Source organism: Cyclobacterium roseum, from assembly GCF_010119225.1.
Taxonomy (GTDB): Bacteria; Bacteroidota; Bacteroidia; order Cytophagales; family Cyclobacteriaceae; genus Cyclobacterium; species Cyclobacterium roseum.
Map to the genome: position 1 here is coordinate 558,509 of NZ_WNKF01000001.1, position 13,884 is coordinate 572,392.

At 44.1% G+C, this 13,884-nt stretch carries 13 protein-coding genes; 12 read left to right on the plus strand and 1 reads right to left on the minus strand.

The annotated features are described in order from the left end of the window. Nucleotides 1-61 precede the first annotated feature (61 nt). The 8 genes from arsB to GJQ68_RS02295 all read left to right on the plus strand — a co-directional run bounded on the left by arsB (nt 62) and on the right by GJQ68_RS02295 (nt 9,283). On the plus strand, nt 62-1,081 hold the full coding sequence (gene arsB / locus GJQ68_RS02260; RefSeq protein ID WP_202927859.1) for an ACR3 family arsenite efflux transporter: 1,020 nt from the start codon (nt 62-64) through the stop codon (nt 1,079-1,081). 281 nt (nt 1,082-1,362) lie between these two features. Next, nucleotides 1,363-2,607 carry a Rossmann-fold NAD(P)-binding domain-containing protein gene (locus tag GJQ68_RS02265; protein ID WP_162415657.1) on the plus strand — a complete coding sequence of 415 codons (1,245 nt, stop codon included), beginning with the start codon at nt 1,363-1,365 and terminating at the stop codon, nt 2,605-2,607. A 319-nt stretch (nt 2,608-2,926) separates the two neighbouring features. Further along, nucleotides 2,927-3,787 carry an ATP phosphoribosyltransferase gene (gene hisG, locus GJQ68_RS02270; RefSeq protein WP_162415658.1) on the plus strand — a complete coding sequence of 287 codons (861 nt, stop codon included), beginning with the start codon at nt 2,927-2,929 and terminating at the stop codon, nt 3,785-3,787. A 92-nt stretch (nt 3,788-3,879) separates the two neighbouring features. Beyond that, nucleotides 3,880-5,172 carry a histidinol dehydrogenase gene (gene hisD / locus GJQ68_RS02275; RefSeq protein WP_162415659.1) on the plus strand — a complete coding sequence of 431 codons (1,293 nt, stop codon included), beginning with the start codon at nt 3,880-3,882 and terminating at the stop codon, nt 5,170-5,172. 1 nt (nt 5,173) lies between these two features. After that, entirely contained in the window at nt 5,174-6,256 is a 1,083-nt protein-coding gene (hisC, locus tag GJQ68_RS02280; protein ID WP_162415660.1) for a histidinol-phosphate transaminase, read from the plus strand. Nucleotides 6,257-6,260: 4 nt separating this feature from the next. After that, complete coding sequence (hisB, locus tag GJQ68_RS02285) at nt 6,261-7,361, plus strand: bifunctional histidinol-phosphatase/imidazoleglycerol-phosphate dehydratase HisB (protein ID WP_162415661.1); 1,101 nt, start codon at nt 6,261-6,263, stop codon at nt 7,359-7,361. Between the two features lie 236 nt (nt 7,362-7,597). Further along, entirely contained in the window at nt 7,598-8,419 is an 822-nt protein-coding gene (locus GJQ68_RS02290; RefSeq protein WP_162415662.1) for a tetratricopeptide repeat protein, read from the plus strand. Between the two features lie 117 nt (nt 8,420-8,536). Then, nucleotides 8,537-9,283, plus strand: coding sequence for a polyprenol monophosphomannose synthase (locus GJQ68_RS02295; RefSeq protein ID WP_162415663.1), 747 nt, complete (start codon nt 8,537-8,539; stop codon nt 9,281-9,283). Here GJQ68_RS02295 and GJQ68_RS02300 read toward each other — a convergent pair. Beyond that, on the minus strand, nt 9,270-10,490 hold the full coding sequence (locus tag GJQ68_RS02300; RefSeq protein ID WP_162415664.1) for an ABC transporter permease: 1,221 nt from the start codon (nt 10,488-10,490) through the stop codon (nt 9,270-9,272). The genes GJQ68_RS02295 and GJQ68_RS02300 overlap by 14 nt on opposite strands. Nucleotides 10,491-10,528: 38 nt before the next feature. On the opposite strand from GJQ68_RS02300, the gene GJQ68_RS02305 reads away from it, so the two are divergent. From GJQ68_RS02305 to GJQ68_RS02320, 4 genes are all read left to right on the plus strand, one after another. Next, nucleotides 10,529-11,743, plus strand: a complete 1,215-nt coding sequence (locus GJQ68_RS02305; RefSeq protein WP_162415665.1) for an exo-beta-N-acetylmuramidase NamZ family protein — start codon at nt 10,529-10,531, stop codon at nt 11,741-11,743. A 7-nt stretch (nt 11,744-11,750) separates the two neighbouring features. Then, nucleotides 11,751-12,704, plus strand: a complete 954-nt coding sequence (gene fmt / locus GJQ68_RS02310; protein ID WP_162415666.1) for a methionyl-tRNA formyltransferase — start codon at nt 11,751-11,753, stop codon at nt 12,702-12,704. 123 nt (nt 12,705-12,827) lie between these two features. After that, nucleotides 12,828-13,376: an RNA polymerase sigma factor gene (locus tag GJQ68_RS02315; protein WP_162415667.1), complete on the plus strand. Its 549-nt coding sequence runs from the start codon at nt 12,828-12,830 to the stop codon at nt 13,374-13,376. Nucleotides 13,377-13,409: 33 nt separating this feature from the next. Continuing rightward, on the plus strand, nt 13,410-13,784 hold the full coding sequence (locus GJQ68_RS02320) for a hypothetical protein (protein WP_162339488.1): 375 nt from the start codon (nt 13,410-13,412) through the stop codon (nt 13,782-13,784). Nucleotides 13,785-13,884: the final 100 nt, after the last annotated feature.

Below are 13,884 nucleotides of genomic sequence, written 5' to 3' on the forward strand. Positions count from 1 at the left end.
AAGGGGTCATCGTTTCCTGGTTTTACTCCTTTAATGGCCATTATAAGACAATTAAAATTATATGAAGGGAATAGGTTTTTTTGAAAAATACCTGACGGTATGGGTATTGCTTTGTATTGCTGCAGGCATCGTAATCGGCTCTTTTTTTGGCGAAAAAATGGGTTATCTTTCCTCTCTGGAAATAGCCCATGTGAATATCCCTGTCGCCATCCTTATTTGGTTGATGATTTATCCAATGATGGTACAGGTGGATTTCAGGTCTTTAAGGGAAGTTGGCCGTAATTCCAAAGGACTGGGATTAACGGTAGTGGTTAACTGGCTGATCAAGCCATTTACCATGGCCTTTTTTGCCTGGATATTTTTCGATCACCTTTACAGTGCCTGGCTAACTCCCGAACAGGCGGATGAGTACATTGCCGGAGCTATTCTACTGGGAGCAGCCCCCTGTACCGCCATGGTTTTTGTCTGGTCATATTTGAGCAATGGAGACCCGAATTACACCCTGGTTCAGGTTTCAGTCAACGATCTCATCCTGTTGGTCGCCTTTGTTCCCATTGTTCAATTTTTGTTAGGAATAACTGACTTTCAGGTACCCTATGATGTACTCATCACCTCGGTACTGGTCTTTGTGGTGATTCCATTGATAGCAGGTTATTTGACCAATCGCTTCGTCATCAGGCAGAAGGGAGAGGCATGGTTGAGAGAACGGTTTCTTCCCAGGTTAAAACCCCTTTCGATGATTGCTTTGTTGACCACTTTGGTCCTGCTTTTCGCTTTTCAGGGGGAACAAATCATTGCGCAGCCGCAACATATATTACTGATAGCCATTCCATTAACCCTTCAAACCTATCTTATCTTTTTTATAAGCTGGTTTGCGGGAAAATACCTCAAATTACAGTACAGGGTTTGTGCACCGGCGGCCATGATCGGTGCGAGTAATTTCTTCGAACTGGCAGTGGCAGTGGCCATCGCTTTATTTGGGTTGAGTTCCGGTGCCGCCTTGGCGACCGTTGTGGGGGTCCTTATTGAGGTACCAGTGATGCTTTCATTGGTTCAACTAGCCAAACGGTGGAAGTATTGAAGGGTATTCCTTTCTTTTCCAGCCTTGCGAATCCGTTTATTCAAAAATCGGTCTAACGTAATTTGATTGCCGTTCCGGATTTACCGGAGATACTTCGCCACTTTTTTAACCCCCATTTTTACCTCATTTACCGATCGCGCTGTCCGGTTCATCGAATAAATCCCGCTGACAGAAATTCAAATGCTACTTTTAACCTATAAATTTTTAAGCCGGTAAATCCGGTAATGGTTGGAGCTTCGTAACTCCTTCCAAAATTAACAGCAAAGAAAAAACAGCATACAATGGGACAGTTTAGACTTTTAAGTTTCAGTACTGGTTTACAAAAACAGCAGGACAGCAGGTTTCAGTTAACTCTGGAAGAAAGCAAGGTTTTATTGCAGCAAATGAAACAATGGCCAGCATTAGAAGAGGCCATGGTGCTTTCTAATGCGGAACGCACCGAAATTCTTTATTATAGTTCCAAAAGTCAGGAAGATGAAATTTTCCAGGCCATTCGGAATATTAAAGTGGGTGAACAGTTGCCTTTATCAAGTTTTTTTCAGCAGAATGGTAACGAAGAGTGTGCGTTTTCGCACCTAACAGAATTATGTTTCGGAGTGCAGGCCACCACCTATGGAAGTATTCCGCTCTATGCCGCGTTTATGGATGCACTTGAAGTTTCCGTGCAGGTCGGAACGTCAGGACCCTTGTTAGCCGAGTGGAAAAACTTTTTGGAAACCACCAACCAGTTTTTAATTGGGGAGGTAAGTTACCAGGCACCCAATTTTTCCATTTCTTTTACGGTATCGGACATGGTTTCGGAATTGGTAAAAAAAATCAAGCAGCCCAAAATTGCCATCATAGGCTTCAATGCTCTGGGAAAAAAGGTGTTTCAAAAGCTGAGAAGCAAAGGTTTTAAAAACATAGTCATCGTTGAAAAAAACATACAACCATTTGCTGCACTGAATACGAATGAATTAAATCAATTCATTTATGAGCCCATGGCGCAGTTGGGCAATGTGATTCAGGAAAACGATATCCTTATTTCGACTTTAGAGGATAGTGAAGAGGTGTCTATACCGGATTTTTCAGCTACTCAATTTTCTTCCATGAAAGTGTTGATCGACCTGGCTGTGAAAAGCAATAAATTTGATTTGCTTAAAACCCACTCTCACCTGATCTTTTTCGAGCTTTCTGATATTTATCAGGTGATTCAGGGAAAGATGGAGATAAATAAACGCTGGTTAAAAAAGGTAAAACCGCTGCTTGCTCAGCGAAACAAACACTTTTTTCAGTTGATGGATAAAAAAAAAGGAGAGGACTTGTTGGCGACGGCTAAACAATTACTCATCGAAATCGGTGAGGCAGACACCGGCTTTCCAAGGGTAATAACCATCGCTAAGCCTTCGGTTAAAAAAGAAACCTTATCTCCCAGGTCTTTTGCAGGTATTCTGGCGAAGTCACTTAAAAAAATACAAATGAACACGCCGTACAAGGATTTGGTGAATTACGATCGCCTGGTGAATGAATTTTTTATGCGCAATTGATTTTTCAGAATGGCATAACAGGTATAATTATTTTTTGGTTTGGTTGGTTTAATGTGAGAGAGGCTCCGATTGGGGCCTCTTTTTTTAGGTCAGTAATCCACCCATTATTTTGTATGTTAGCAATAGCTCATTAAATTTGCGATATTATGAAGATCCCCGAGCACAATTGCCATACAGCATCATTTTTCCATTTAGCAAATGCTCGCTGGCATCATGCGGGTCACCGTTCTTGCTGATCCCGGGATTTGTCCGACCTTCCCTTTGCAGGGAACATTTATTTTCTTCAAAAAATTTATAGACACCAGTGTATTAATAATTCATGGAAAACAATATCAGAATAGCCGTTCAAAAAAGTGGGCGGCTAAGTGAGGAATCACTAAAGCTTATCAAAGAATGTGGTATCAAATTTCACAATGGTACCGGAAAACTAAAGTCCACGGCCACCAACTTTCCAGTGGAATTTTTATTTTTGAGAGACGATGACATTCCGGGATACGTGGCGGACGGCGTGGCCGATTTGGGTATCGTTGGAGAAAATGAATTGGTCGAAAAAAATAAGGATGCAACGGTTCTTAAAAAGCTTGGGTTTTCCAAATGCAGGCTATCTCTGGCCATTCCCAAGGGAGAAGAGTACTCCGGAGTCGGTTATTTTGAAGGTAAAAATATCGCCACCTCCTATCCGAAAATTCTAGGTGACTACCTGAAATTGAAGCAGGTACAGGCTGAAATACATGAGATCAGTGGGTCCGTGGAAATTGCTCCCAGCATCGGCCTGGCTGAAGGTATTTGCGATATCGTAAGCTCCGGCTCCACCCTAATGATGAACGGCTTGAAAGAAGTGGAAGAAATCTTCCAATCTGAAGCCGTCTTGATTCGCAATAATGCGCTTCCGGTTAAAAAGCAGCAGATCGTAGAAAAACTGCTGTTTCGAATGGACGCAGTACAAAAGGGCAAGAAAAACAAATACGTACTCTTAAATGCACCCAATGCATCCATTGATAAAATCATTTCTCTGATTCCCGGTATGAGAAGCCCGACCATCCTACCCCTGGCAGAGGAAGGATGGTCGTCCGTGCACTCAGTGATTAGTGAGGACCAGTTTTGGGAAAACATTGAAGAATTGAGAACGGCAGGGGCTCAGGGGATTTTAGTCGTGCCCATAGAAAAAATGGTCCTTTAAAACCAGAGCAACCGAGGCTTGCTTTTCTCACCCCGGCCTGAGAAATTTTAAATCGCTTTTCGTTAATTTGAGGGACTAATAATCGACACAACATGAGAATTCTGGTGAACCCTGATAGCAAAACATGGAATAAAGAACTGGCCCGACCCGTTCAAAAAATGAAGGCAATCGAAAAGATCGTCAAGCCGATCATGAAAAAGGTCAAACGCCAGGGAGATAAAGCCTTGAAAAAGTTTGCTCTGGAATATGACCATGCAGAAATCGATTCCTTACTGGTAGACCAGGGTACCCTGGATGCTGCCGGCGAACGACTGAGTCCTGATTTACGGGAGGCAATCCAAACAGCCAAACGAAATATTGAGAAATTTCATAAACTACAGGAAATGCCTTCCATCAGTTCTGAAATTTCGGAAGGGGTCACTTGCATGCGCCGAAGCGTGGCCATCCAGAAAGTAGGGTTGTACATACCGGGAGGTACCGCCCCCCTGTTTTCAACGGTGCTAATGTTGGGCGTTCCGGCAAAATTGGCCGGATGTAGGGAAATCGTGTTGTGTACCCCCCCGGATCCAAAGGGTGAAATTCACCCGGCCATCCTTTATACCGCTTCCTTAATAGGCATTACAAAAATTGTAAAGGCTGGGGGCGCGCAGGCCATTGCAGCCATGTGCTATGGAACGGACTCCGTCCCTCAGGTAGATAAAATTTTTGGCCCCGGCAATCAATACGTCACCGCAGCCAAACAACTTGCCACCCGGCAGGGAGTCGCCATCGACATGCCTGCAGGACCCTCGGAGGTTTTGGTTTATGCCGATGAAAGTGCCGTACCTGAGTTTGTCGCTGCGGATCTTTTGTCCCAGGCTGAACACGGAGTAGACAGTCAGGTGGTATTAATCGGTCCTTCAGAAAAGTTCGTGACTAAGGTCCTGAAATTTGTAGAACTGCAGCTAGAAGAACTTCCCAGGCAAAAAATAGCCAAAAAAGCCCTGGAAAATAGTGTAGCCATTGTTATGGAGAAGATGGATCAGGCTCTTGACCTGATCAACGCTTACGCACCGGAACATCTGATTCTGGCTGTCAATGATGAAGAAACAGCCATTCAGGGTATCGTAAATGCCGGTTCGGTATTTATTGGGAATTTCACCCCAGAGTCGGCAGGCGATTATGCCTCAGGCACCAATCATACGCTGCCTACAAACGGTTATGCCAGAAGCTATTCCGGAGTATCACTGGACAGTTTTGTGAAAAAGATAACCTATCAGAAAATCACCCCCACGGGGATTCAATTACTGGGGCCTGCCATCGAAATCATGGCACAACACGAAAACCTGCAGGCCCATAAAAATGCTGTAACTGTTCGTTTAAACCACCTTTCAAACAGTAAGTAAGATGGAATTCGATCTCCAAACGCTTTTGCGTCCACATATTGCTGCCTTAAAACCATATTCCTCCGCCAGAGACGAGTACAGTGGTAAAGAAGGGGTTTTTTTGGATGCCAATGAAAATCCCCTGGGCTCAATTACCGAACAGGATTTCAACCGGTACCCGGATCCTTATCAGAATGTTTTGAAAGAGAAGCTCTCTAACATAAAACAGGTACCCAAAGAGCAGATTTTTCTGGGCAACGGAAGCGATGAGGCCATTGACTTGCTTTTCAGAGCTTTTTGCCAGCCTGGGAGGGACAATGTCATCATCCTACCCCCCACCTATGGCATGTACGAAGTCAGTGCCGGAATCAACGACGTTGCCGTAAAAAAAGTACCCTTAACCCCTGATTTTCAAATACTACCGGATAAGGTGCTGGAGGCGGTTGACGCGCACACGAAAATAATCTTTATCTGTTCCCCTAATAATCCCAGCGGCAATACGCTGAAACGGGAATCCATTCTTCAGGTAGTGGAGCGTTTTCATGGCTTGGTGGTTATCGATGAAGCCTACATAGACTTTAGCGCAGAACCGGGATTTTCAACCATGCTGGAGCAATTTCCAAACCTCCTCGTCATGCAAACCCTATCCAAAGCCTGGGGCTTGGCGGCGCTGCGACTTGGGATGGCCTTTGCATCTCCGGATATCATTTCCATTCTCAATAAAATCAAACCTCCCTATAACATCAGCGGTCTAACCCAGGAAACTGTGGTGGTGGCGCTCGAAAACGCTGAAAAACTGGAGCAAATGGTCCGGGAAATCCTCGTCCAAAAAGAGTCGCTTCGGAAGCAACTGGAAAAAATACCGCAAGTAGAGAAGGTCTATCCCTCTCAGGCGAACTTTTTTCTCGTCAAAGTACCCCAGGCGAAAAAAGTGTACCAACGCCTGGTAGAAAAAAAGATAATCGTGCGGGACCGATCGGCCGTACAGCATTGTGGAGATTGCCTGCGGATTACGGTAGGAAATCAATTGGAAAACGACCAATTTGTTCAGGCGTTGCAAACTGTCCTATCTGAGCCGTTCATTTCCGAGGTTGTAAATTCGTAAAATCATGAAGAAGAAGGTATTATTTATCGATCGGGATGGCACCATTATTAAAGAACCTCCTACGGATTTTCAGGTGGATAGCCTCGAAAAACTAGAGTTTATCCCCCGATCCATTACCAATTTGAGTAAGTTGGCCGAGGATGGAGATTTTGAGTTGGTACTCGTGACCAACCAGGACGGATTGGGTACGCCGTCTTTTCCCAACGAGGATTTCTGGCCTGCCCAGTACAAAATGTTAAAAACGTTGGAGCAGGAAGGGGTGGTATTTGCCGCCATACATATTGATAAAACCTTCGAGCATGAAAAGGCAGCTACCCGGAAACCCGGCACCGGTATGCTCCTCTCCTACCTCAATGGCGATTACGATCTGGAAAATTCCTATGTGATCGGCGATCGAAAAACGGACGTCCAGTTGGCAAAAAATATGGGATGCCAATCTATCTTTTTCGGTAAAGAGCAAGAACCCAATGCGGACCGGTGTTTTGACTCCTGGGATGAAGTGTATGCTTTTTTAAAATTGCCGCCAAGAAAAGCCCACATCACCCGAAATACATCAGAGACTAAAATTGCAATTGATCTAAATCTGGATGGTTCGGGAAAAAGCCAGGTGCATACCGGTTTGCCCTTTTTTGATCACATGTTGGACCAGTTGGCCAAGCATGGCGGCACAGACCTTAGCATTAAGGTCGATGGAGATTTGCATATAGACGAGCACCATACCATAGAGGATACGGCGCTGGCCCTGGGAGAGGCCTATCTTCAGGCGATGGGAGACAAAAAGGGAATCTATCGTTATGGATTTTTATTACCCATGGACGACTGTCTGGCGCAGGTAGCAGTGGATTTTGGAGGGCGGCCCTGGTTGGTATGGGAAGCCGATTTCAAGCGCGAAAAAATCGGAGACATGCCAACAGAAATGTTTTTTCACTTTTTTAAGTCCTTCAGCGATACGGCAAAGTGTAATCTGAATATCAAAGCCGAAGGGGATAACGAACACCATAAAATTGAAGCTATTTTCAAAGGACTGGCCCGAGCCATCAAAATGGCAGTACGAAAGGACCTTCAAGCCCTGGATCAACTTCCCAGTACCAAGGGCACCTTGTAAAACACAAAGGGCTATCCTGTCGTTTGGATAGCCCTTTTAAAAAATAACCACTTTTTTCTTATTGCTGCACGCTTTCGGTTTCTACTTACCTGGACCTAATATAGGTTTACCAAGCATTTTTCGGTGGTTAAAACCTCAAGAGTTTGTTTTCCAGTATGTACGAAGTCCCTTCATTATTGGATCGAATGCCTGGTATTTTTTGTTGCAAAAATTATTTTTACTATATTTAAACTAACATGTTAATAACCAAACTACCCCTAACCTGTCTTTATGGTACCTGCTGGTGTCTGTTGTTTTTCAATATAAGTTGTATCGGTAGCTACAGAGATGCAGAATCCCTGTATTTAAATGGCAACTATGAAAGGGCCATAAAGGAATTTGACAGGGTCCTATTTATAAGCGGAACGGATATTAAAGCGCTTCATCTGCGGGCAAGGTCCTATGAAGAACTAGGGCTACACCGGGAAGCATTGGCCGATTATCGTAAAATTTTAGCCTTGGAACCCACCTATGCACAAGCTTATGCCGGCATTGGAAAGATCGCCTGGGAGCAGGAGGATCTGAAAACAGCAGAAAAAAACCTTCTACTGGCCGCCATGCACGATCCCGAAGACTATGACATCCTGTTGTTATTGGCTCGCTCCCTGATCAAAAACGGTAGATACAAAAGTGCGGTTGAGTTTTTGGAAGAGGCCAGCCAGCTCCAACCTAATGAGCCCGAGCCTTATTTTTACAAGGGCATTGCCATGGCCTACTCAGGAGACGGTCTGGGAACAATTGTTTCCTTTAACAAATACCTGGAGATCGAGCCGGATAACCTTACTGCTCACTATAACAGAGGGTTTGCCCTGATGAAACTAGGCTACATAGAATGGGCTGTGGAAGATTTTGACTGGGTATTGGAGGAAGAACCTAAACATTATGATGCCTTGGCCAGGAGGGCACTGTGCTTAATAGAAGAAAATCCACGTCAGGCCTGTTTTGATCTGGAAACCGCTGCCAGGAACGGTAATCTACTGGCCAAATCAAACCTTTCGCGATGCGCGGAAAGCCGCTAACCCTTAGCAACTGAGGTAAAACCATCTTTTTTACAATTTTTAACTTCTTTGAAAGGCTAAAAATTTCCGTATCCCAAAGAAAATACGGTTTTTAATTTTACTTTTGTTTTCCGGTATATGAAAAGCAATAAATTAGTCATTATCCCTACTTACAATGAAAAGGAGAATATCCAGGACATCATTAGTGAAGTTTTGGCGCTCCCGGAGCATTTTGACGTGTTGGTCATCGATGATGGCTCTCCGGATGGCACGGCAGCGTTGGTAAGGGAAATGAAAACCATTTATTCCTCCAACTTATTTTTAAAAGAACGACAAGGGAAACTAGGTTTGGGGACTGCCTACCTGGAGGGCTTTACCTATGCCCTGCAAAATGGGTACGAATACATTTTTGAAATGGATGCCGATTTTTCCCACAACCCCCGGGACCTGAGCAAATTATACGAGGCGGCTTTCCGGGATGGGCACGATATGGTAATTGGCTCGCGGTACGTATCAGGGGTGAATGTGGTTAACTGGCCCATGGGAAGGGTGTTGATGTCCTTTTTCGCAAGTAAATACGTGCAATTTATTACCGGTATTCCCATCAGAGACACTACCGCTGGCTTCGTTTGTTACCGAAGCCGGGTATTGGAAGCCATCAATCTGGAAAAAATCCGGTTTATCGGTTATGCTTTCCAAATAGAAATGAAATTCACGGCATGGAAACTCGGGTTCGATATTTTTGAGGTGCCCATTATTTTTACGGACCGAACCAGAGGTACCTCGAAAATGTCCAAACACATTTTCAGAGAAGCCGTTTTTGGCGTGATCTACATGAAGCTAAAGAGCATGTTTAAAAAATACCGGCCAGTCAATCAAACTTGATGGATTTGATCGGGTTTACATTACTGATGATCATCGCAGGTAAGAACAACACAATGGTTGTCACGCCTAATACCAACACATTAAGGCCAATAATAGTGGGCCAATCCCAGAATACCGGAACATAGCTCATGTAGTAATTTTCTGCATTGAGGCTTACCCAACGGGTTTGTTCCTGAATAAACCCAAACCCAAGTCCTATTAAATTCCCTAAAAACAGGCCCCTCCCAATGATGCGGATGCCATTCCAAATAAAGATATTTCGGATTTGTTTGTTCTTAGCTCCCAGTGCTTTTAATAGTCCAATCATCGAGGTTCTTTCCATGATCAGGATAAATAAAATCGATACCATATTAAAGGCAGCCACAAAGAGAATCAAAGCCAAAAACACATAAACATTGTTATTCAACAGTTCCAGCCAATCAAAAATTTGAATGAATTTATCCGTCACCTTTACCAGTCGCAGGTCGTAGTCAATATAATCATACAATTCAGCTTCGAAACGATCAATTTGTGCCGGATCGTTCAAAAAGACCTCAAAACCTCCTACCTGATCCATGTCCCAATCATTGAGTATCCGAATGAGTTGGATGTCACCGAGGACAATTTTATCGTCAAAATCCTCCAGAAACGTTTCGTAAATCCCCACTACTGTAAGTCTTCGGAACCGGGGGGGATCCTGTACAAAGTACATCGTCACCTGGTCTCCGAGTTCCAGAAGCATTTTCCGGGCGATCTTTGAACTGAGAATGATTTCATTGGAGGCGGAACGCCCTTCGGAAAATTGGATAAACCGACCTTCAACCAGGGAATTCTTGAACGAGACACTATCAAACTCAGGCCCCACCCCTTTCATCATCACCCCTTCTACCTCCTCTTCACCCTTAATCAAGGCAGGCTTATTCGCATAACCCTGCACATGTCGTATATAGTCTAGCTGTTCAAAATTCGTATAAAAATTGCTCTCGGTACTGGTTGGAGACTCATCCAGGGCCTGGCTCATGACAAACCTATTGACCTGGTAATGGCCCGTAAAAGAAAAAACCTTATCGGAAATAACCGTTTGAAACCCTTCCAGTATTAGAAACGAAATAATCATGATCGAAAGCCCTAACGCAATACTGGCTACGGCAATCCGATGAATGGTACCGGTGAAACCTCCCGTCTTTTTAAAACTGATTCTTTTTGCAATGAAGTAGGAAAGGTTCAATGAAGTCGTTTATTTTGTTAGATAAAATGCAAATTAACATGAAGGATATAAAATTAATACTTCTATTGACATTTTTGTTCGGGAATCTGACTTTTTGTACCAACCGGTCCGATTCCAAGGAAAACGAGCAAAAGATGGATTCCCTGGATACGGCCAACCCTATCCTCCCCGGTGCAGACAGGCCCCAGGTATATTTGCCGAAATTAAAAGACAAACGGGTAGCACTTGCCGTAAACCAGACCAGCGTCCTAACTCAAAAAAAGCACCAGCATCTGGTTGATTTCTTGTTAGAGGAAGGTGTTGCCGTTCAGAAGGTCTTTGTACCGGAACACGGCTTTCGGGGAGATGCCGATGCCGGTGAAAAAGTAGAAAATCAAGTAGACCCTCAAACAGGTTTGCCTTTAGTCTCCTTATATGGCGACTCTAAAAAACCATCCCGCGAAGCCTTGTCCGATGTAGATGTGGTGCTATTTGATATTCAGGATGTGGGGGTGCGGTTTTATACCTTTATCAGTACCTTGCATTACCTGATGGAAGCCTGCGCAGAGCAAGGAAAGCCATTGATGATCATGGATCGTCCTAACCCTAACGGCGACTACGTGGACGGCCCTGTATTACAGCCGGGATTTGAAAGCTTTGTTGGCATGCATCCCATTCCGGTCGTACATGGGCTCACGGTGGGTGAATTAGCCCAGATGATCAATGGAGAGGGTTGGCTAAAAAACGGGGTCCAGGCAGAAATAGATATTATTGAAATTGATCAATGGAAGCATTCGGATCCTTATGCATTACCTATAAAACCCTCCCCCAACCTTCCCAATGACCTTTCCATCCGGCTTTACCCCTCACTTTGCTATTTTGAAGGCACCAATATCAGTTTGGGAAGGGGAACCTTATTCCCATTTCAGGTGTATGGCTATCCCGATCCGAAATTCGGTGACTTTACCTTCACCCCGGTAAGTATAGAGGGCATGTCAAAAAATCCCCCACAGCAAGACAAGCTTTGCTACGGCAAGGATCTCCGATCGGAGCCTCTTACCCATCAATTTACCCTGAAATACCTTCTGGAAGCCTATCGTATAGCGGATAATGGGCCCGCTTTCTTCAATAACTTTTTTGATAAACTGGCAGGTACGGATGCCCTGAGAAAAGCTATTTTGAATGGGGACAATGAATCTGAAATCCGGGAGTACTGGAAGGAAGACCTGGACCAATACCTTCAAATGAGAGCCAACTACCTGATTTACGAATAAACCCGATATGAAAAAAGCGCTTCGCATTATCTACATGGGCACACCCGACTTTGCGGTAGCCCCGCTGGAACTACTGATCAAGGAAGGGTGGAACATTGTGGCGGTCATCACCGCCTTGGATAAGCCTCAGGGAAGAGGAAGAAAACCTAAATCCTCACCGGTCAAGCTCCTGGCAGAGGAGCACCACATACCCGTACTTCAGCCACCCAACTTAAAGAATGAGCAATTTCTGGAAAGGTTGAAACAATTCCGGGCCGACCTTCAGGTAGTGGTGGCATTTCGAATGCTCCCGGAGGTAGTTTGGTCCATGCCTCCTCTGGGAACGTTTAATCTTCATGCTTCCCTGCTGCCGGATTACAGAGGAGCCGCACCGATCAATTGGGCCTTGATCAATGGGGAAAGTAAAACGGGTGTCACCACTTTCTTTTTGCAACAAGAAATTGATACCGGAAACATTCTTTTTCAGGAAGAAGAACCCATCATACCGGAAGACAATGCCGGTAGTCTGCACGATAAACTGATGCAAACGGGGGCCAAACTCGTCCTGAAAACGGTAGAAGCCATCGCATTGGATAAGGTGAATCCTAAAAGTCAAGATCACTCCAAATCCCTGCATCACGCACCAAAAATTTACCGTGAAACCTGTGAAATAAACTGGAAGCAGCCCGCAGGCGAAATACACAACCTGATCAGAGGCCTATCCCCCTATCCCGCTGCCTGGTGCAAAATCGGTTCCAAAACATGCAAAATTTTCGAAAGTGAGGTCCTGCAAAAAGATTCGGATCTGAACCCCGGGGAATACGCTACCGATAACCAATCCTACCTTCATTTTCAAACGGGGAAGGGAATGGTAGCCGTTCATGAACTGCAGTTGGAAGGAAAGAAACGAATGGGGATTGCAGATTTTTTGCGAGGAAATCCACTGACAAAAAGGGATGGCAACTCAGGAGGAACTGACTAATAGTAAGATCTGGAGACCCAAATAGCCTGGATAAATGAGGGCACTTCTACTACTAGCGTAAAAATCGATGGATATTCCATAGGCCATTAAACTTACCTGTCTTTACGCGGTCTAACTTTCTGAATGGTACCCTTAATAGATGCAAAACTTTTAGAGATGATAAAAACCCCAGAAACCCGGGACAAAGGGTATCGGGTGCTTATCGAAACCTATCAGAAACGAGTTTATGGCCTGGTTCGAAAAATGGTCATCATCCATGAAGACGCCGATGATGTGGTTCAGAATACCTTTATCAAAGCATTTAAAAACATCCATAAATTCAATCACAAATCCTCCTTGTTTACCTGGATTTATCGAATTGCCGTAAACGAGAGTCTGAATTTCCTGGAAAAGAAAAAAAGATGGACTTTTTTTTCAATGGAGGATCATCACGAAGTAATGGAGAGCTACCTGGACAAATCCCCTTTAGTAGATGGCGATGAAATCCAGCGGAAACTACAGAAAGCCATTATTCGCTTACCGGAGAAACAACGATTGGTGTTTAATTTGAGGTACTTCGAAGAACTTCCTTATGAGGAAATCAGCAAGATGACCCAAACCAGTGTAGGTGGCCTGAAAGCGAGTTATCATCATGCTGTAAAAAAACTTGAAGAAATTCTGAAGGAGGAGTAAACCTTTGGATAATAATTCTGTCTAAAACGTAGTATGAGCAAATTTCCAAAAGAAACAATACATAAGGTTCCGGAAAACTACTTTGAAAGTCTTCCAGATAAAATCCTGTCAAAAAGGAAACAACGGATCAAACAATTCTACCTTAGTGGGGTCGCAGCAGCGGCTGTTTGCATCATTGGTTTTTTCTTTCTGATGGTTCGTTCCACTGAGATTGAATGGGTAAATTATCAAGCTGAGATCAATGAAGATGTGGAATATTACATCAGTACGGGAGCTTGGAACGAAGAAGATGTGCTGCTATTGGCAGAAAATCCGAATGATTTGCTGGATGCAATTGCAGAAGAAGAATGGAATTACCAACTTGGTGAAGAGGGGGAAGAATTGTTGTTGAATGAAATTTTGTATTGATATGAAATCGACACGATTAAAATCATCATTAAACACACAGGGCAATGATTATTTTAATCGTCAAAGATTCTCCCGATTTGGTATCGGGACAGGCAATGTG

Excerpts from the sequence above, each read along its gene's own strand:
- arsB (WP_202927859.1), top strand. The coding sequence starts at position 62 with ATGAAGGGAATAGGTTTTTTTGAAAAATACCTGACGGTATGGGTATTG.
- GJQ68_RS02265 (WP_162415657.1), top strand. The coding sequence starts at position 1,363 with ATGGGACAGTTTAGACTTTTAAGTTTCAGTACTGGTTTACAAAAACAG.
- hisG (WP_162415658.1), top strand. The coding sequence starts at position 2,927 with ATGGAAAACAATATCAGAATAGCCGTTCAAAAAAGTGGGCGGCTAAGT.
- hisD (WP_162415659.1), top strand. The coding sequence starts at position 3,880 with ATGAGAATTCTGGTGAACCCTGATAGCAAAACATGGAATAAAGAACTG.
- hisC (WP_162415660.1), top strand. The coding sequence starts at position 5,174 with ATGGAATTCGATCTCCAAACGCTTTTGCGTCCACATATTGCTGCCTTA.
- hisB (WP_162415661.1), top strand. The coding sequence starts at position 6,261 with ATGAAGAAGAAGGTATTATTTATCGATCGGGATGGCACCATTATTAAA.
- GJQ68_RS02290 (WP_162415662.1), top strand. The coding sequence starts at position 7,598 with ATGTTAATAACCAAACTACCCCTAACCTGTCTTTATGGTACCTGCTGG.
- GJQ68_RS02295 (WP_162415663.1), top strand. The coding sequence starts at position 8,537 with ATGAAAAGCAATAAATTAGTCATTATCCCTACTTACAATGAAAAGGAG.
- GJQ68_RS02305 (WP_162415665.1), top strand. The coding sequence starts at position 10,529 with ATGAAGGATATAAAATTAATACTTCTATTGACATTTTTGTTCGGGAAT.
- fmt (WP_162415666.1), top strand. The coding sequence starts at position 11,751 with ATGAAAAAAGCGCTTCGCATTATCTACATGGGCACACCCGACTTTGCG.
- GJQ68_RS02315 (WP_162415667.1), top strand. The coding sequence starts at position 12,828 with ATGGTACCCTTAATAGATGCAAAACTTTTAGAGATGATAAAAACCCCA.
- GJQ68_RS02320 (WP_162339488.1), top strand. The coding sequence starts at position 13,410 with ATGAGCAAATTTCCAAAAGAAACAATACATAAGGTTCCGGAAAACTAC.